This is a genomic window from Burkholderia perseverans (genome assembly GCF_022870505.1).
Classification (GTDB): Bacteria; Pseudomonadota; Gammaproteobacteria; order Burkholderiales; family Burkholderiaceae; genus Burkholderia; species Burkholderia plantarii.
Window position 1 is genome coordinate 302227 of sequence record NZ_CP045093.1, and the last position, 19113, is coordinate 321339.

The 19113-nt window shown below is 70.7% G+C and carries 15 protein-coding genes; 12 read left to right on the top strand and 3 right to left on the bottom strand.

Annotation, left to right across the window (positions count from 1 at the left end; translation table 11 throughout):
* Window positions 1–58: 58 nt before the first annotated feature.
* From BpN12_RS01330 to BpN12_RS01340, 3 genes are read right to left on the bottom strand one after another with little or no spacing between them, the layout of a single operon-like run.
* Window positions 59–1480: a serine/threonine-protein kinase gene (locus BpN12_RS01330; RefSeq protein WP_246793492.1), complete on the bottom strand. Its 1422-nt coding sequence runs from the start codon at window positions 1478–1480 to the stop codon at window positions 59–61.
* Window positions 1477–2397 carry a c-type heme family protein gene (locus BpN12_RS01335; RefSeq protein ID WP_246793493.1) on the bottom strand — a complete coding sequence of 307 codons (921 nt, stop codon included), beginning with the start codon at window positions 2395–2397 and terminating at the stop codon, window positions 1477–1479. Before BpN12_RS01335 ends, BpN12_RS01330 begins: the two co-directional genes overlap by 4 nt.
* The gene (locus tag BpN12_RS01340) at window positions 2394–3338 is read right to left on the bottom strand and encodes a hypothetical protein (protein WP_246793494.1); all 945 of its coding nucleotides are present in this window, start codon (window positions 3336–3338) and stop codon (window positions 2394–2396) included. The genes BpN12_RS01335 and BpN12_RS01340 overlap by 4 nt, the downstream gene beginning before the upstream one ends.
* A 410-nt stretch (window positions 3339–3748) precedes the next feature.
* Here BpN12_RS01340 and tssB point away from each other — a divergent pair, with 410 nt between their 5' ends.
* From tssB to tagH, 12 genes are all read left to right on the top strand, one after another.
* Window positions 3749–4270 (top strand): type VI secretion system contractile sheath small subunit, encoded by a 522-nt coding sequence (gene tssB, locus BpN12_RS01345; protein ID WP_042629222.1) that lies wholly within the window; start codon window positions 3749–3751, stop codon window positions 4268–4270.
* 7 nt (window positions 4271–4277) lie between these two features.
* Window positions 4278–5786 (top strand): type VI secretion system contractile sheath large subunit, encoded by a 1509-nt coding sequence (tssC, locus tag BpN12_RS01350; protein ID WP_425306276.1) that lies wholly within the window; start codon window positions 4278–4280, stop codon window positions 5784–5786.
* Between the two features lie 101 nt (window positions 5787–5887).
* Window positions 5888–6379 (top strand): Hcp family type VI secretion system effector, encoded by a 492-nt coding sequence (locus BpN12_RS01355; RefSeq protein WP_244127293.1) that lies wholly within the window; start codon window positions 5888–5890, stop codon window positions 6377–6379.
* Between the two features lie 149 nt (window positions 6380–6528).
* On the top strand, window positions 6529–7341 hold the full coding sequence (locus BpN12_RS01360) for a type VI secretion system accessory protein TagJ (RefSeq protein ID WP_246793495.1): 813 nt from the start codon (window positions 6529–6531) through the stop codon (window positions 7339–7341).
* A gap of 28 nt (window positions 7342–7369) precedes the next feature.
* Window positions 7370–7873 carry a type VI secretion system baseplate subunit TssE gene (tssE, locus tag BpN12_RS01365; protein ID WP_246793496.1) on the top strand — a complete coding sequence of 168 codons (504 nt, stop codon included), beginning with the start codon at window positions 7370–7372 and terminating at the stop codon, window positions 7871–7873.
* 6 nt (window positions 7874–7879) lie between these two features.
* Window positions 7880–9769 (top strand): type VI secretion system baseplate subunit TssF, encoded by a 1890-nt coding sequence (gene tssF, locus BpN12_RS01370; protein WP_246793497.1) that lies wholly within the window; start codon window positions 7880–7882, stop codon window positions 9767–9769.
* The gene (gene tssG / locus BpN12_RS01375; protein WP_246793498.1) at window positions 9769–10830 is read left to right on the top strand and encodes a type VI secretion system baseplate subunit TssG; all 1062 of its coding nucleotides are present in this window, start codon (window positions 9769–9771) and stop codon (window positions 10828–10830) included. The genes tssF and tssG overlap by 1 nt, the downstream gene beginning before the upstream one ends.
* 111 nt (window positions 10831–10941) lie before the next feature.
* Window positions 10942–13695 (top strand): type VI secretion system ATPase TssH, encoded by a 2754-nt coding sequence (gene tssH, locus BpN12_RS01380; RefSeq protein WP_246793499.1) that lies wholly within the window; start codon window positions 10942–10944, stop codon window positions 13693–13695.
* Window positions 13696–13773: 78 nt separating this feature from the next.
* Window positions 13774–14754, top strand: a complete 981-nt coding sequence (locus BpN12_RS01385) for a TcdA/TcdB catalytic glycosyltransferase domain-containing protein (protein ID WP_246793500.1) — start codon at window positions 13774–13776, stop codon at window positions 14752–14754.
* 153 nt (window positions 14755–14907) lie between these two features.
* Window positions 14908–16797: a type VI secretion system tip protein TssI/VgrG gene (gene tssI / locus BpN12_RS01390; protein ID WP_246793501.1), complete on the top strand. Its 1890-nt coding sequence runs from the start codon at window positions 14908–14910 to the stop codon at window positions 16795–16797.
* Window positions 16794–17378, top strand: coding sequence for a DUF6931 family protein (locus tag BpN12_RS01395; RefSeq protein ID WP_246793502.1), 585 nt, complete (start codon window positions 16794–16796; stop codon window positions 17376–17378). The genes tssI and BpN12_RS01395 overlap by 4 nt, the downstream gene beginning before the upstream one ends.
* Entirely contained in the window at window positions 17375–19081 is a 1707-nt protein-coding gene (gene tagH, locus BpN12_RS01400; protein WP_246793503.1) for a type VI secretion system-associated FHA domain protein TagH, read from the top strand. Before BpN12_RS01395 ends, tagH begins: the two co-directional genes overlap by 4 nt.
* Window positions 19082–19113: the final 32 nt, after the last annotated feature.

Genomic DNA, 19113 nt, shown 5'->3' on the forward strand with positions numbered 1-19113 from the left:
TCGCGGCGACGCGGCGCGCGATCCCCGAGCCTCCCGCGCTACCGCCGCTTCACCACCCTCACTCATCCAGCGCGCGCAGGAACGCGAGCTTGTCGACCGACGCCGGCAGCGCATCGGCGAGCCGCGCATGGAACGTGGCCAGATCGGCGCCGACGGCCGCACGCTGCGCGACGAGCCGCGCGATCGGGCCGAGATGAATCGCGAGCCGCCGCGCGGCCGCATCGATCCGGGCCGGGTCGAGCGCCGGGCTCGCGACCGTCTCCGCCGCCGCGCCGCCATCACGCGCCGTGTGCGCCGCATCCGTCATGGCTGTCCCCGCCGCATCATGCCGTTGCAGCAACGTGTCGACGTCATGCCGCGCGGCCTCGTCAGGCAAATGCCGCGCGAGCGCCGCCGCGAGCGTACGCGAATCGCTCGCCAGCGCGGCGGCACGCCGGACCAGCCGCGACGCCACCGGCCCGACATGGCCGGCAAGCCGGCGCTCCAGCTGCGCGAGCAATTCCACCGACCAGCCGCCCGGCGGCGTGCCCGCCTCGGTGGCTTCATTCGGCGGCGCGAGCGCGTGCCGCGCGAGCGGCGCGGCCACGATGGTCTCGTCGGGATCGCGCGGCGCGGCGAGCGTATCGAGCTGCGCCAGCACGGCGCCGCGCCACGCCTGCGCCGACGCGTAGCGCGCGTCCGGCGCCTTTTCCAGCGCCTTCAGCACCAGCGCGTCGAGCGTGGCGGGCAGGCCCGGCACGCGGCTCGACGGCGGCGCGGGCGGCTCGTCCAGCACCTGCCGCATCACCGCGGCCGACGAGCCCGTGAACGGGCACTGCCCGGTCAGCATCTCGTAGAGCACCACGCCGGCCGAGTACAGGTCGCTGCGCGCATCCACGGGCGCGCCCGCATATTGCTCCGGCGACATGTAGCGCGGCGTGCCGATCAGCATGCCGGCCTGCGTGAGGCGGCCCGTATCGAGCTGGGCGATGCCGAAGTCGGTGATCTTGCAGTCGCCGCGCGGCGCGATCAGCAGGTTCGCGGGCTTGATGTCGCGATGAATCACGCCGGCCTCGTGCGCATAGGCCAGCGCGTCGAGCAGCTGCGCGAACCACACCAGCACGCGCGGCAGCGGCATGGTGCTGCCGTTGCCGGCATGCGCGGCGAGCCGCGCCGCGAGCGTCTCGCCGCGCACGTATTCGAGCGCGAGGTAGGCGACGCCGTCGGCCTCGCCGTAATCGAACACGCCGACGATGTGCGGATGCACGAGGCGCCCGGCCGCGCGCGCCTCGTTGATGAAGCGCGCGGGCAGCTCGGCATCGGCGGCGTCGCCGCCCGCGTGCGCGTCGCGCAGCAGCTCGGCGCGGATCGTCTTCAGCGCCACCTGCCGCTGGATGTGCGGATCGGTGGCGAGATAGACGGTGCCCATCGCGCCGCGCCCGAGCACGCGCTCCACGGTGTAGCGGCCGATGCGGGCCGGCGGCGCCCCGGCGAGCGTCATGGCCGCGATCCGCCCGGCGCGGTGCCGGCCGCGCCGGTTTCGTCGAGGATCTCGAAGGCCGTCACGAGGCTGGTGCGCATCCGGCCGAACGACACCGCGAGCGAGGCGATCTCGTCGCCGCCGCGAGTGGGCAGCTCGACGTCGTCGAGCTGGCCGAGGCTGACCGCGTCGGCCGCGCGCGACAGCACCTGCAACCGCCGCGTGACGAGGAAATGCACCATCACGTTGAGCACCACCAGCACCACCGCGAACACCACCGCGAGCGCTTCCATGAAGCTGCGCCAGAGCGCCCGGCCGCGCGCGATCGATTCCGACATCGGTACCGACACGAACTCGGCGCCGATCACGTCGTTCATGGCCCAGCCGAAGCCGTTGGCGGGGCCGTACTTCTCGAGCATGGTGCGTGGCGCGGCCGACGGCGTGCTGTGGCACTGCATGCAGGTGGCGTCGGTGATGCGGCTCGGGCGCGCGAGGAACAGCAGCTGCTCGCCGCCCGGCGTGCGCCGCTGCCCGGTGATTTCCTTCAGCGCGGGCTGGTCGTGCAGATGCGCGATCACCTCGGTTTCCCAGTCGGTCGGCCGGTCGCGCGGATTGGTCGGGTTCAGCATGGTCGAGCGGTACGAGAAGTTCCTGAACGAGCTTTGCAGCGTGTTCAGCATCTCGATGGCCGAGAACGCCGGCACCGATTCGGGCACGAACGAATACTGGATCTGCGTGGCGAGCAGCGGCGTGATGTGTTGCGCCGTGTAGTCCTGCATCGCCTCGGCGGCGCGCATCAGCACGTCGGCGTCGTGGCGCGTCTCGTCGAGCGCCTGCCGCTGCAACACGCGGTCGGCCACGACGCCGGCCGCGATCAGCCCGATCGCGAAGATCGCGACGAACACGAGATTGAACTTGATGGCGAGCGACAGTTTCATGGGCGCACGAGGATCGAGGGATAGGCGGAGGGCGGCGCGAGCGGCGCGGCCGATGAGGTGCGCGGCGGCACGCGGCGCGGCGGCGGAAACAGCAGCGCGCGCCAGTCGGGCAGCGCGCCGAGGTGTTGCCGCACGTCGCGGCGGAACGCGGGGTCCGACAGGCGCGGCCGGAACCGCTCGGCGAAGCGCGTCGGCGCGGCGGTGCGCACGGCGAGCGAGCTGGTGAGCCAGTCGGCGACGTCGCCGTAGGCCACCAGGTGCGAGGCGGGCGCATCGTGCTGAGCGGGTGGCACCGGCAGCGCGCGCAAGGCGTCGCGGAACGCCGTCGGCATCGCGGCCACGAAGGCCGGATCGGGGCCGGGCAGCACGGCGATCGTCTCGTTCGTGGTGGCGCGCTGCGCGAAACGCGGCGCATCGAGCTTCGCGTGGGCGGGCCGGCCGAGCGCATCGACGCGTGCCGCACCGCTCTCGCAGAACGCGGCGTCGGCGTCGTAGCCGGGCGGAGCGGCGGCGATCACGAGCGCGCCGCGCGCGACCGGCGCGAAGCGCGTGCGTTCGGTCTCGACGGCGGGCAGTGCGCAGCCGGCACCGCCATCGCAGGCGGACAGCAGCTTGAGCCAGCCGCGCAGCAGCGCGACCTGCGCGCCGCGCGCGAGCAGCACGCGCGTGTCGGGGCCGAGCGCGAGCACGTTGCCGTCCGCGTCCTGCAACTGCGCGCTGCCCGCCGGCGCGGTCTCGACGATGTCGTTCACGGCGAAGCGCTGGCCCGTGGGCGCCAGAGAGCGCGCCGTCTCGTGAATCGCCGTGACGGGCGCCGTCGCGCGCACCAGCGTCCAGCCGGCCGGTGTTTGAGCCTCGGTTTGCGCGGCAAGCGCGAGCAAGGCCAGCGACGCGACGCATCGCGAGACAAGGACGCGGATCGAAAGGCTTGAACGTGTCATTCGGTGCAAGGCATCGGCGGGCAAGCCGCCGCCGGACAGGAATCGGATACCTGCTGAACGATCGGCGCCGCGTGTTTATTCCGTGCGTCGTCCACGAATCGCGCGACGTATCACTACTGCTACGTCCTCCGAAGCGCACTCATCACTCACCGCCACGCGCCAATTCGTAACAAAACGTTTTTGTGCCGCCTCTCGCGGAATATTCGCGCGCCGCGAGCCGTTCTGGCTTGCGACGACGATGACGAACCCGATGCACCGGCAGCCGCTGCCGGCATCGCGGGCCCCGCGAAAAACACGGCCGCCATGGAATAGATCGCGACACCGCGCTGTTTTGTGGTCGTGGACGGCGACGGCACCGGTCCAGCGGCTCGTCGGATTTCCAAAACCCTATGCACCCGGAGGAACAGCGCATGGCAACGAGGCAGAGCAGTCAGAAATTCATTGCGCGCAATCGTGCGCCACGCGTCCAGATCGAGTACGACGTGGAGCTGTACGGCGCGCAGAAGAAGGTGCAGATCCCGTTCGTGATGGGCGTGATGTCGGACCTGTCCGGCGCGAACGCGGGCGAGCTGCCGCCGATCGAGGAACGCAAGGCGCTCGAGGTGGACGTCGACAACTTCGACAGCCGCATGCAGTCGATGAAGCCGCGCGTCAACTTCACGGTGCCGAACACGCTGACGGGCGAGGGCAGCCTCGAGGTCGACATCACGTTCGAGAGCATGGACGACTTCTCGCCGGCCGCGATCGCGCGCAAGGTCGATTCGCTCGCGAAGCTGCTGGAGGCGCGCACCCAGCTGGCCAACCTCGGCACCTATCTCGACGGCAAGTCGGGCGCGGAAAAGCTGATCGCGCAGGCACTGAAGGACCCGGCGCTGCTGCAGTCGCTGAGCGCGGCGCCGAAGGCGGCCGACACCGAACCCGGACAGGAGTGAGCAGACCATGGCAAGCCAGCAGCAATTCGATCCGGCCGCGCAGGCCCCTATGGCCCAGGCCGCTACAGCAGAAGCCGGCGATTTCGCGGCCCTGCTGAACCGCGAGTTCCGGCCGAAGAACGAGCGCGCGAAGGAGGAAGTCGAAGCGGCCGTGCGCACGCTCGCCGAGCAGGTGCTGCGTGATTCGAACATCGTCTCCGACGACGTCGCGCAGACCATCAACGCCTACGTGGCCGAGATCGACCGCAAGCTCAGCGAACAGCTGAACCGCGTGATGCACCACGCCGAGTTCCAGAAGCTCGAAGGCGCCTGGCGCGGGCTGCATCACCTCGTCACGAACTCGGAAACGGATCCGATGCTGAAGATCCGCGTGATGAACGTGTCGAAGCAGGAGCTCGCCCGCAACCTCAAGCGCTTCAAGGGCGTGGCATGGGACCAGAGCCCCGTGTTCAAGCGCATCTATGAAGAGGAATATGGCCAGCTCGGCGGCGAGCCGTATGGTTGCCTGATCGGCGATTATTACTTCGACCACAGTCCTCAGGACGTCGAACTGTTGCGCGGCATCTCGCAGGTCGCCGCGGCGGCGCACGCGCCGTTCATCTCGGCGGCCGATTCGACGCTGCTCGGCATGGAGAACTGGAACGAGCTGGCCAACCCTCGCGACCTCTCGATGATCTTCACCACGCCCGACTATGCCGGCTGGCGCTCGCTGCGCGAGATGGACGACGCGCGCTATCTGGCGCTGACCATGCCGCGCACGCTGGCGCGCCTGCCCTACGGCGCGAAGACCGACCCGGTCGAGGAATTCGATTTCGAGGAAGACACCGAGGGCGCCGATTCGGCCCGCTACACGTGGCAGAACGCGGCCTACTCGATGGCGGTGAACATCAACCGCTCGTTCAAGCTGTACGGCTGGTGTACGCGGATTCGCGGCGTGGAGTCGGGCGGCGCGGTGGAGAACCTGCCCGTGCATACGTTCCCGAGCGACGACGGCGGCGTGGACATGAAGTGCCCCACCGAGATCGCGATCACCGACCGCCGCTCGGCCGAACTCGACAAGATGGGCCTGATGCCGCTCGTGCATCGCAAGAACTCGGACGTGGCCGCGTTCATCGGCGCGCAGTCGGTGGCCAGGCCCGAGGAATACGACGATCCGGCCGCCACCGCGAACTCGAACCTGTCGGCGCGGCTGCCCTACATGTTCGCCTGCTGCCGCTTCGCGCACTACCTGAAGTGCATCGTGCGCGACAAGATCGGCTCGTTCAGCACGCGCGAGCAGATGGAGAACTGGCTGTCGAACTGGGTCATGAACTACGTGGACGGCGACCCGGTGAACTCCAGCGAGGAAACCAAGGCGCGCAAGCCGCTCGCCGCCGCGCAGGTGGTGGTGGAGGAAGTGGAGGACAACCCCGGCTACTACACCTCGAAGTTCTTCCTGAAGCCGCACTACCAGCTGGAAGGCCTGACCGTGTCGCTGCGCCTCGTGTCGCGCCTGCCGTCCGGGCGCGCGGCCTGACGCGAGATTCCGCCGGAGCGGGCTGCGCTCCGGCTCCCAACGTTCGTCGGATCGGCGAGCACATTCATCAGTAACGATCAGAGGTCACTATGGCATTCGACATGCACCTGAAATTCGGCTCCGGTTCGGTCACGATCCAGGGCGCGTCCAACCACGCGAAGCACAAGAACGAAGTGCCGATCATCGCGTGGTCGTGGGGCGTCAGCAACACCGGCAACCTGCACACGGGTGCCGGCTACGCGTCGGGCGGCAAGGCCAACATCCAGGACATCACCATCACGAAGTACATCGACAGCTGCTCGAACGCGATCCTGAACGCCTGCTGCACCGGCGCGCGCGTCGACAACGCCTATCTCTACGTGACCAACGCCACCGGCCAGCAGACCGACTTCCTGACCATCGAACTCAGCGAAGGCGTGCTGATCACCTCGGTGTCCACCGGCGGCACCGGCGGCGACGAACGCCTGACCGAGAACATCACGCTGCACTTCGGCAAGTTCAAGTATTCGTTCCAGCCGCAGGACGACGAAGGCAAGGCCAACGGCGGCACCAAGGACTTCACCTACGACATCCAGCAGGTCGCGAAGCAGTGAGCCTCACCACGCGCGGCGCGCGCCGCACGGCATTGCCTGCCGCGCGCCGCTTCGCCTCGCATCCGGCGCCGCTGGCTGGCGCCACCCATCCGGGCAGGCCGGGCGCCGGCCGCGCCCGGTCCGCGCCCCCGTTGAACGGAATCGCCGACGTGAACCTGACTCCCGCCATCACCAGCCCGGCAGCGCTGCTTGCCAACGGGCAACTCGACGAGGCGCTGCGCGCGCTGTCGGCCGAGGTGCGCAGCCGGCCCGCCGACGCGGCGCTGCGCGTGTTCCTGTTCCAGCTGCTGGCGGTCCACGGCGACTGGGAGCGTGCCGGCCACCAGCTGAAGGTGGCTGCCGAACTCGACGCGGGCAACGCGCCGATGGCCACCGCCTATGCGTTCGCGCTGCGCGGCGAACTCGAACGCGACGCCGTGCTGGCCGGCGCGAAGAGCCCGCTGCTGGCCGGCGAGCCGGCCGCCTGGCACGCCTCGCTGCTGCGGTCGCTGCATGCGCTGACCGAACGGCGCGTGACAGCCGCGCTCGAGCTGCGCGCGGCCGCGTTCGACGCGGCCGAGACGGTGGCCGGCACGATCGACGGCGAGCCGTTCGACTGGCTCGCCGATGCCGATCCGCGCTTCGGTCCTTGCCTCGAACTGATCCTGAAGAGCGGCTACGTCTGGGTGCCGTTCTCGCAGCTGCGCTCGCTCACGTTCGACGCGCCGGCCGATCTGCGCGACAAGATCTGGGCGCCGGTGCGGATCGTCTGGCTCAGCGGCGCCGAATCGGTCGGCTTCGTGCCGTGCCGCTACGCCGGCAGCGAGCGCTCGGGCATCGCCGATCTCGCGCTGGCCGCCGGCACCTCGTGGACCGAGCACGGCGAGGACTGCTTCACCGGGCGCGGCCAGCGCATGCTGGTGACCGACCGCGCCGAATATCCGCTGCTCGACGTGCGCTCGATCACGATCGACGCGCGCTGACGCCGACCCCGACGGGAGCGCCGACACCATGGCCGAACTGACGCCGCAGGAACGCCTGCAACCGTCGCTGCTCGACCGGCTCACCGACCTCGCGCCGGCCGAGCCCGAGGAGAGCCGCGAGCAGCGCGTGATCACCGCCGCGAAGCTGCGCGAGTGCGTGACGCGCGACATCGCCGCGTTGCTGAACTGCACGCGCCAGTGGGACGGCGAGGCGCTGGCGGGCCTCGACGAGGTTGGCAACTCGGTGCTGAACTTCGGCATCCCCGACCTGGCCGGCAGCGCGCTGTCGGGCATCGACGCGGGCGAGCTGCAAAGCCGGATCCGCGCCGCGCTGATCGATTTCGAGCCGCGCCTGATCGCCGACACCGTGCAGGTGACGGTCAGCGCCGACGCCTCGCGGATGGACAGCCGCGCGCTGAGCTTTCGCATCGACGCCGAGATGTGGGCGCAGCCGATGCCGCTCGGCCTCTATCTGCGCACCGATCTCGATCTGGAGACCGGCGAGTTCCGCGTCTCGTCACTGTTGGGTTGAATCGCCATGGATCCCCGTCTGCTCCGCTACTACAACCGCGAGCTGCAACACGTGCGCGAAATGGGCGCCGAGTTCGCCGGCGCGTATCCGAAGGTGGCCGGCCGGCTCGGCCTGGAAGGCTTCGAATGCGCGGACCCCTACGTCGAGCGGCTGTTGGAAGGCTTCGCGTTTCTCGCCGCGCGCGTGCAACTGAAGCTCGATGCGCAATACCCGGTGTTCACCCAGCATCTGCTGGAGATGGTCTACCCGCATTACCTCGCGCCGATCCCGTCGATGGCGGTGGTGCAGATGCAGCCGGACGCGACCGAGGACCTGCCGCCCGGCGGGCACGCCGTGGCGCGCCATACCGTGCTGCGCAGCCTGACCGGCTTCGGCGACCGCACCGCCTGCGAATACCGCACCGCGCATGCGCTGACGCTCTGGCCGATCGAGCTGGCCGAGGCGCGCTACTTCGAGACGCCGGCCGCACTGGCCGCGGCCGGACTCGTGCCGCCGCGCGGGCGCACCGCACGCGCCGGCCTGCGCTTGCGGCTGCGCACGCTGGCCGGCGTCGAGGCGAAGCTGCTCGCGCTCGACGCGCTGCCGATCCACCTGGCCGGCGCCGACGAGCTGCCGGGCCTGCTCCACGAGCAGCTGCTCGCCAACGGCACCGGCTACACGGTGCGCACGGCGGCGGCCACCGAAGGGGAATTCGTCGAGACCCACTACGACGCGGCGGCGCTGCGCACGCCCGGCTTCGACGAGCACGAGGCGATGCTGCCCGCCAGCGGCCGCTCGTTCAGCGGCTACCGGCTGCTGCAGGAATATTTCGCGTGCCCCGAGCGGTTCCGCTTCGTCGAGTTCACCGGCCTGCGCGCGCCGCTCGCCCGCGCGCGCGGCCATGCCTTCGAGATCGTGATCTGGCTCGATCGCAGCGTCGCGCGGCTGCACAACGCGATCGACAAGGGCAACTTCCGGCTGTTCTGCACGCCGGCCGCGAACCTGTTCGAGCGGCGCGCCGATCGCATCCACCTGCAGGCCGGCCGAACCGAGTACCACGTGCTCGGCGACCGCACGCGGCCGATGGATTTCGAGGTTCACGGCGTGCTCGACGTGCAGGGCTACGGCGACCGCCAGGAGCCAGAGCAGCGCTTCGTGCCGTTCTACGACAGCACCTCGCGCAGCTGGCACGGCGGCGAGGCCGCGTTCTATACGCTGCGCCGCGAGCCGCGCCTGCTCTCCACGCGCCAGCAGCAGCGCGGCCCGCGTTCGAGCTACGTCGGCAGCGAGACCTTCATCGCGCTGGTGGACGGCCACGACGCGCCGTATGCCACCACGCTGCGCCAGCTCGGCCTGAAGCTGCTCTGCACCAATCGCGACCTGCCGCTGCACATGCCGGTGGGCAAGTCCTACACCGACTTCACGCTCGACACCGATGCGCCGGTGGCCTCGATCCGCTGCGTGGCCGGCCCCACCCGGCCGCGCGCGCCCACCGCCACCGGCGAGACGGCATGGCGGCTGATCAGCCATCTGCAGCTGAACTACCTGTCGCTGCTCGGCGAGGACGGCGAGCAGGGCGCGGCCTCGCTGCGCGAGATGCTCGGCCTCTATCACGACGAGTTCGACGCGGCCGCGCGCCGGCAGATCGAGGGCATCCGGCAGGTGGTGGCCAAGCCAGTCACGCGGCGCGTGCCGGTGCCGGGGCCAGTCACCTACGGGCGCGGGCTCGAGATCGCGCTGACCTGCGCGGACGCCGCGTTCGAGGGCAGCAGCGCGTTCCTGCTCGGCTCGGTGCTGCAACACTTCTTCGCGCGCTACGTCTCGCTGAATTCGTTCACGGAGACGGTGCTGCGCACGCTCGAACGCAACGAGGTGGCCCGATGGCCCGCGACGCTCGGCAAGCGCCCGATCCTGTGATGGCGGCGGCGTCGACATCGCCGGCAGCGGCGCCGGCCCCGGATGCGCCCGCCCCCGATCCGCGCCCGCCCGCGGCCCGCGCGCTCGAAGCGGCGCTGCGCGAGCGGCCGTTCGATTTCGAGTTCTTCGAGGCGATGCGGCGGCTCGAGTGCGCGTATCCGCAGCGCCCGCGCGTCGGGCAGTCGACGCGCCCGGCCGAGGATGCGGTGCGGCTCGCGCATGCGGCCTCGCTCGACTTCCCGGCGCGCAGCATCGAGCGCTTCGAGCCGGGCGAGGGCGATGCGCCGGCCCGGCTGCACGGCCTCTTTCTCGGGCTGTTCGGGCCGAACGGGCCGCTGCCGCTGCACCTGACCGAACACGCGGTGGACCGCCAGCGCAACGCGAAGGACGGCACGCTGGTGGCGTTCGCGGACGTGTTCCATCACCGCATGCTGAGCCTGTTCTACCGCGCCTGGGCCGAGGCGCAGCCCACCGTGCAGCACGACCGGCCCGAGCAGGATCGCTTTCGCACCTATCTCGGCGCGCTGATCGGCATCGCCGCGCCGCGGCTTGAGGCGCGCGACGCGCTGCCGGACCGCTACAAGCGCTTCTTCGCCGGCCGGCTGGTGCCGCAGGCGCGCAACGCGGAGGGGCTGAAGGGTTTCGTCGAGCATTACTTCGGCGTGCCGGTCAGCGTGATCGAGTTCGTGCCCGGCTGGATGACGCTGCCGGCCGATGCCCATCTGAAGATGGGCGGCGCGATGGCCGCGATGGGCCGCAACGCCACGCTCGGCGCCCACGTGCGCGGCGCCCAGCAGCGCTTCCGGCTGCGCCTGGGGCCGTTGAGCCTCAGCGAGTTCAACCGCTTCCTGCCCGGCGGCGAGGCGCTGGACGAGCTGGCCGCGGCGGTCCGGCTCTATGCCGGCGACGAGAAGGGCTGGGACGTGCAGCTCGTGCTGAAGCGGCAGGAGGTGCCGGCGATGCATCTGGGGCGCGCCGGGCGGATGGGCTTCAACAGCTGGATGGGCCGCTATCCGAAGCCCGCCGACGCGGACCAGGTGGTGGTGGCGCCGCTCGGATGAACCCCGTCGCCATGCCGACGGCGGGCTCGTTTCGCCCGAAATTTCGCGCGTCGTTTCGTTTCGAACCGGTGGCCGCGCCGCGGCCGCCACACTCTGCAAAGGATTGACATCATGGCCGAGATCAGTCGCGGCGCCCTGTTCGGCAAGCTCAACGCGCTCGCCTATCGGGGTATCGAAAGCGCCACCGTGTTCTGCAAGCTGCGCGGCAACCCCTACGTCGAACTCACGCACTGGATTCACCAGCTGCTGCAGTTGCAGGACTCGGACCTGCATCGGATCGTGCGCCACTTCGAGGTCGATCCGGCGCGGCTCGCCCGCGACCTCACCGCCTCGCTGGAGAAGCTGCCGCGCGGCAGCAGCGCGGTTTCCGATCTGTCGGCCGAGGTGGAGGAGGCCGTCGAGCGCGGCTGGGTGTTCGCCACGCTGATGTTCGGCGAGACGCAGGTGCGCACCGGCTATCTGCTGGTCGGGATGCTGCGCACGCGGCATCTGCGCCACGCGCTGCACGCGGTGTCGGGCGAGTTCGCGAAGCTGAAGGCCGAGGCGCTCGCCGACGCGTTCGCGCGGATCGTGGCCGGCTCGCCCGAAGACGCGCTCGGCGCGACCGACGGCTTCCGGGCCGACGCCGCCGAGCCGGGCGAGGCGAGCGGCGCGCTGGCGCCGGCGCCGCTCGGGCGCGGGCAGGCGTTGCGGCAGTTCACGGTGGACCTGACCGAGCAGGCGCGCGAGGGCCGGCTCGACCCGATCGTCGGCCGCGACGGCGAGATCCGCCAGGTGGTCGACATCCTGATGCGGCGCCGCCAGAACAATCCGATGCTGGTGGGCGAGGCCGGCGTCGGCAAGACGGCGGTGGTGGAGGGCTTCGCGCTGCGCATCGCGCGCGGCGACGTCCCGCCCGCGCTGCGCGAGGTGCAGGTGCGCACGCTCGATATCGGCCTGCTGCAGGCCGGCGCCAGCATGAAGGGCGAATTCGAGAACCGGCTGCGGCAGGTGATCGACGAGGTGCAGGCCTCGCCGCGGCCCGTGATCCTGTTCATCGACGAGGTCCACACGCTGGTGGGCGCGGGCGGCGCGGCCGGCACCGGCGACGCCGCGAACCTGCTGAAGCCGGCGCTCGCGCGCGGCAACCTGCGCACCATCGGCGCGACCACCTGGGCCGAGTACCGCAAGCACATCGAGAAGGATCCGGCGCTGACGCGGCGCTTCCAGACCGTGACCGTGGACGAGCCCGACGAGGCGAAGGCCGTCCTGATGCTGCGCGGCGTGGCGGCCGTGATGGAGCGCCACCACCGCGTGCAGATCCTCGACGAGGCGCTGGAGGCCGCGGTGCGGCTCTCGCATCGCTACATCCCGGCGCGGCAGCTGCCGGACAAGGCCGTGAGCCTGCTCGACACGGCCTGCGCGCGCGTGGCGATCAGCCAGCACGCGGTGCCGGCCGAGATCGACGACGCGCGCAAGCGGATCGAGGCGCTCGATACCGAACGCGCGATCATCGCGCGCGAGAAGCGCGTGGGCGTGGAGGTGGCGGCGCGCGAGGCGCGCGTGGCCGATGCGCTCGACGCACAGCACGCCCGGCTCGCCGCGCTCGAAGCGGACTGGGCGCGCGAGAAGGGGCTGGTCGAGCGGATCCTGTCGTTGCGCGCGCAACTGCGCGGCGAGGCGGTGGCGGTGGATGCGATGCCTGATGTCGATGCAGATGCCACCGATATCGACGCCGCCGGCCACGCCGCTCAACTCGTCGAGCTGCGCGACTTGCAGACCCAACTGGCCGACCTGCAGGGCGAGCGCCCGCTGATCCTGCCGAGCGTCGACCATCAGGCCGTGGCGGCCGTGGTGGCGGACTGGACCGGCGTGCCCGTCGGGCGCATGGTGCGCAGCGAGCTGCAGACCGTGATGAACCTCGCGAGCCTGATGCGTGCGCGCGTGATCGGCCAGGACCATGCGATGGAGGCGATCGCGAAGCGCATCCAGACCTCGCGCGCCGGCCTCGACAATCCGGACCGCCCGATCGGCGTGTTCCTGCTGGCCGGCACCTCGGGCGTGGGCAAGACCGAGACGGCGCTGGCGCTGGCCGAGGCGCTCTACGGCGGCGAGCACAACCTCATCACGATCAACATGAGCGAATTCCAGGAGGCGCACACCGTCTCCACGCTGAAGGGCGCGCCGCCCGGCTACGTCGGCTACGGCGAGGGCGGCGTGCTGACCGAGGCGGTGCGGCGCAAGCCGTATTCGGTGGTGCTGCTCGACGAGGTGGAGAAGGCGCACCCGGACGTCCACGAGCTGTTCTTCCAGGTGTTCGACAAGGGCGTGATGGAGGACGGCGAGGGCCGCTCGATCAACTTCCGCAACACGCTGATCCTGCTGACCACCAACGTCGGCACCGACCTGATCGCCGGGCTGTGCCGCGACCCGGAGCTGCTGCCCGATGCCGAGGCGCTCGCGCAGGCGCTGCGCGCGCCGCTGCTGGACGTGTTCCCGCCCGCGCTGCTGGGCCGGCTGGTCGCGATTCCGTATTTCCCGCTGGACCCGGCGATGCTCGCGCGCATCGTCACGCTGCAGCTGGAGCGAATCCGGCGGCGCGTGGCGGAGCGCTATCGCGTGCCGTTCGACTACGACGAGGCCGTCGTGCAGCGCGTGGTGAGCCGCTGCACCGAGAGCGAATCGGGCGGCCGCATGATCGACGCGATCCTCACCAACACGATGCTGCCCGCCATCAGCCGCGCCTTCCTCACGCGCATGATCGACGGCGGCGAGATCGCGCGTGTGAGCGTGGGCGTCGAGGCCGGCGATTTCGCGTATCGCTTCGACGCGCACGACGCGCTCTCCACGGCCGCCGCCGAGGCCGCCGCGCTGCCGGCCGGCTGATACCACGCACGTCTGTTTTTTTTAATGGGCGGCGGCCGGCGCCGCCCGACCGTTCGTTCGCATCAGGAGCAACCCATCATGAAGGCCATTCCCAAGGTGATCCACATCATCTGGATCGGCGGCGATATCCCGCAACGCAACCGCGACTGCATCACGACCTTCGTGCGGCACAACCCCGACTGGACGATCCGGCTGTGGATCGACGCGAATCAGCTGCTCACGGGCGAGCGCCGCCGCCAGGTGACGGCCCAGCACAACGGCAGCGTGAGCAAGGAGGCGTGGCAGGCGGTGGCGGAGCGGCTCGGCAGCGGCGGCGACGCGGAGACGATCCGCTACCTCGCGAACCATTTCGACCAGCGCGGCGAGGCGCTGCAAGGCCTGCGTCTCAGGCAGGTCAACTCGATCATGGATTTCTGCCGCGCCAATGGCATCACGCTCAGCGAGGTGCAGCGCGACCTGAAGACGGGCAAGAACGCGGCGATCTACCGGCAGGAACTCGTCAATCGCGGCGCCAACTTCGGCTCGGCCAGCGACATCCTGCGCATCGAGATCCTGCTCCAGTACGGCGGCATCTACGTGGATACCGACGTCGATTGCGTCTCGGCGCTCGGCGAGCTGATCTGCCATCAGTCATATCCGCGCTTCTCGGCCGTCAGCGCGCTGTGGGCCAACGGCGTCACCGAGCAGGACTGGAACAGCGACGCGTGGTGGAAGCAGCGCTTCAACGGCCAGATGGCGCCGAAGATCAGCAACTCGATCATCGCCGGCCATGCCGGCAGCAAGGGGCTCAAGGCCTACCGCAAGCTGATCGCCGGCAACTTCACGAAGCTCAGGCGCGACGACGAGATGCGCGGCGCCTACTTCGAGAGCATCCGCACCAGCACGATCCAGATGACGGGGCCGACCGCCGCCGCCGACAGCACCGGCTTCAACCGCGCGCGCGAGGCCGCGAAGCACGACGGCGACGCGTTCAGCGACCAGCGCAAGCTCGACCTGCGCGATCACTGGTATTTCCCGATGCATCACGTGCGCGACCGCTATTTCCACGACTGGCTGTGAGGCGCCGCTTGCCGGCTCGCGCGTGTCCCCGATTCTTTTCGCGCGCGACGACGGAATAGATCGCGGCGCCCGTGCGTTCTGACTGGCGAAGGGCGCGTTTTTCGCGCCGGAAAAATGGTCTTTCGCCACGCAACGAGGTTCCGCGATCACGTCATGGCTCACGCAATCACGCTCAGTTCCAATCTCGGCAGCAGCCTGCTGTTTTCGAACCTGACCGCCGACGAGGCGCTCGGCCGGCTGTTCACGTACCGGCTCGAAGCGATCAGCCGCAACGCCACGGTCGAGCTGCGCGCGCTGCTGGCCACGCCGATGACGGTCAGGCTGGTGAGCCCGCAGGGCGATACGCGCTACTTCAACGGCATCGTGCGCGACGCCGAGCAGCGCGGCTTCGTCAACATCGACGGGGTGCGCTACGCCGTCTACGCGTTCACGCTGGTGCCGAAGCCGTGGCTTGCCACGCGGCGCCGCGACTGCCGCATCTATCGCGGCATGACGGTGCCGCAGATCGTGCAGTCGGTGCTCGGCGAGATCGGCTACGGCGACCTGAAGCCGAGCCTGAGCGGCAGCTATCCGGCGCGCGAGTATTGCGTACAGTACCGTGAGAGCGACTTCGATTTCATCAGCCGGCTGATGGAGCAGGAAGGCATCTACTACTTCTTCACGCATGCCGACGGCACGCACACCATGGTGCTGGCCGACGCGCTCGGCGCGCACGCGAGCGTGTCCGGCTTCGAGCAGATTCCCTACGCGCCGCCCACCGAGCGCGGCAAGCGCATGAAGGCCTCGATCAGCGACTGGCACACCGCGCGCACCGTCAACACCACGCGCGTGCAGCTCGACGACTACGACTACCTGAAGCCGAAGGCCTCGCTGGTGGCCACCGAGGCGCTGACCGACCAGGACGACGCGCCGGGCGTGGACGGCCTCGACGGCTACGACTGGTCCTACGACACGGTCGGCCACGACCAGAAGCTCGCCGACGGCCAGCGCTACGCGCAGGTGCGCGCCGACGCGCTGAACGTGCCGCTCGCCGCGAGCCACGGCCACACCGATGCCTACGGGCTCGCCACCGGCGCGCTGTTCCGGCTCAAGGATTTCCCGCTCGCCGAGGCGAACCAGGAATACCTCGTGATCGAGACCGAGACGCGCCTCGTCGAGCCCGACTACGTGACGGGCGGCGGCAGCGGCGACGACGCGGAGCCGCCGTTCCACTGCGCGTTCCGCGCGATCCGCGCGCGCCAGCCGTTCCGCGCCATGCCTCTCACGCCGCGGCCGCGCATCGCCGGCCTGCAGACGGCCGTGGTGGCCGGCGACACGCCCGAGGACATCGCCGTCGATAAATATGGACGCGTGCAGCTGACGTTCTTCTGGAGCCGCCCCGGCAAGCCGCACGCCGACAACTCGTGCCCGGTGCGCGTCGCGCAGATGTGGGCCGGCAAGCGCTGGGGCGCGCAGTTCATCCCGCGCGTGGGGCAGGAAGTGGTGGTGAGCTTCCTCGACGGCAATCCCGACCGCCCGCTCGTGATCGGCAGCGTCTACAACGCCGACAACATGCCGCCCTACAGCCTGCCCGACAACCGGACCCAGAGCGGCGTGAAGAGCCGCAGCCACCAGGGCGGCGGCAGCGAGGACTACAACGAGCTGCGCTTCGAGGACCGCAAGGGCGCCGAGCAGGTGCTGATCCACGCGCAGAAGGATCTGCGCGAGGAATCCGAGCATGATCACGACGTGCAGGTGGGCCGCAACTACACGCTCACCGCCGGCAACCAGATCCGGTTCGTGACGGGGCTCGCCAGCATCACGATGAACCGCAGCGGCGAGATCGCGATCGAGGGCACCAACCTGACGATCAACGGCAACCTGAACGTGACGCTGAGTTCGGGCCTCGCGATGGAGATCAACTCGAAGGCGAACCTGAACGTCAGTTCGATCGCGGCGATGGAGATCCTGTCCGAGGCGGATTGCCTGGTGCAGTCCACCAACCTGCAACTGATCGGTACGGCCACCGCGGTGCTCGGCGGCGCGGCGCCGATGATCCTGTGAGCGCGCTGTTCGACGCCGCGCGCCAGATGCGGCTCGGCGCGCCCGCCATGGCGCGGCTGCAGGCCGCGATGACGCCGCACGCGGCCGTCTCGACGCTGCTCGACGCGGGCCTCGCGGCCGATGCGCTGAGCCTGCTCGCGCGGCTGCTGCCGCATCGCTACGCGGTGGCCTGGGTGTGCCAGTGCGCGAGCCGTGATCCGCTCGATCCGCTCGATGCGGCCGATCGAGTCGCGGCGCTGGCCGAGCCTGATCGCGCCGGGCTCGCACTGGCCGAGGCCTGGGTGCGCGAGCCCGACGAGGCGCGCCGCGAGGCCGCCGCCGCGTTCGCGAGCGCGCACCGCTATCGCGGCATCGGCGCCTGGGCCGCCGCCGCGGCCGGCTGGAGCGGCGGCAACCTGAACCCGCGCCACGAGCGGCCCACGCCGCCGCCCGCGCATCTGAGCGCGCTGGCGGCGATGGCGGCCCTCAACTATCTGGCGGCGCGCGCGCCGCAGCGGCTCGACGCGCGACGGGCGGCGTTCGTGCGCGACGCGCTCGGCCTGCTCGGCATTCCCAACGGTGGTGACGGAGGACTTCGATGAACAGCGGACCCAGCCTGATCCTGGCCGTGCAGGGCGAGCGCGCCGAACGGCTCGGCAGCCGGCGCGAGCGCGTGTTCGATTGCCGCGACGGCAGTATCGGCCGCGCCGACGACTGCGACTGGGTGCTCGGCGCCGAGGGCGTGTCGCGGCTGCATGCGCTGGTGCGCTACCTGAACGGGCTGTATTTCGTCGAGGACCGCAGCACCAACGGCATGCTGCTGAACGGCGCGCCGCTGCGCAAGGGCGACCCCGCCGCGCTGCGGCACGGCGATCGGCTGCAGATCGATACGTTCGAGATCGACGTGCGGCTCGGCGGCGAGGCGAGCGGGCGGCGGGAGGATACGGCCGGGCGCGGCGAGGCGGCGGCGGATCTCGCAGCGGCCCCGCGTGATGCGGGTGGCGCGGGCTCGTTGTCTTCGATCGGCGAGAACCGCGATCCGCTCGATCTCGGCCCGCTGCTGGCGTCGTCGAGCGATCGTGTCGGCGATGCAGGGCGCCCGGATGGCCTGATCCCCGGCGCGCGCGACGCGGCCGTGCCGGGCGCGAGCCTCGATCCGCTCGCGTTGTTCGATGCGCCGTCGTCCTATTTCGACGAGACGCCGGCCGCCGCGCCCGCGCAGCCGGGCTGGAACCACACGCCGGCCGAGGCCGACCGGTTCCGCCCGCCGCGTGTCGAGGCGGCGCGCCTCGGCGCGCCGCTGCTGCCCGAGGATTGGGACGCGACGGGCAGCCGGGTGGTGCCGCGCGAAGCCGGGGCGCACGCCGATGACGCGTCGTTGGCACCGGCTCCCGTGATGCGGGACGAGGGTCGCGAAAGCGATGCGCCGCGTCACGAGGCGGGGGCCGCTATTGATTCGCCGTCGCCGTCGCCGTCGTCGCCCTCCGCATCCGCTACCGACACAGGTGCCGCGCACGCGTTGCCGTCGCCGTCGCAATGGACCGACTGGCTGCCCGAGCCGGCGCCCGATGTCACGCACGACATCGACGCGAGCGAGGCGCCAACGCCAACGTCAGCACCAGCACCAGCACCGCAGCACCCCAACACGAACACCGAGCCCGCCAAGCGCCCGGCGCCGTCCGTCGAGCCCGGCTCGATCTCGCGCCACGACGCGTCGCCGGCCCCGGTCGCCGCGCCGTTGCCGGCGGCACCGCCCGAAGCACCGCTCCGACCCGCCACGCCGCCGCCGCCACCCACGCCGTCGACCGAACTGCCCGCCCTGTTCGAGATCGCCGTCGACGCGATGATGGACGTGCTGCGCGCGCGCGCCGAGCTGAAGAACAGCTTCCGCCTGCCCGCCACGCTGATCCAGCGCAGCGAGAACAACCCGCTCAAGTTCGCGCCCACCGCGCAGGAGGCCGTGCGGCGCCTGCTCGCGCCGCCCGACGACGGTTTCCTGGCGGGCCACGCCGCGCTCGTCGACGCGGCCGACGACATTCGCCATCACCAGATGGCGATGCTGGCCGGCGTGCGCTCGGCGTTCGATTCGCTGCTCGCGCAGTTCGATCCGGCCCGCATCGAGCAGGACGCCGAGGGCGGCGCGCGACGCTTGCCGCTTGGCGGCCGGCCGCGCCACTGGGAGCGCTACAAGGAGCAGTTCGAGGCGCTGACGAGAAACCGCGACGAATGTTTCCGGCGCCTGTTCGGCGACGAGTTCGCGCGCGCCTACGAGGAACAGCTCGCGCGCCTGAAGCCGCGCCGCTGAGCCGGCGCGGCGCCCCGATCCGCACGACCCCG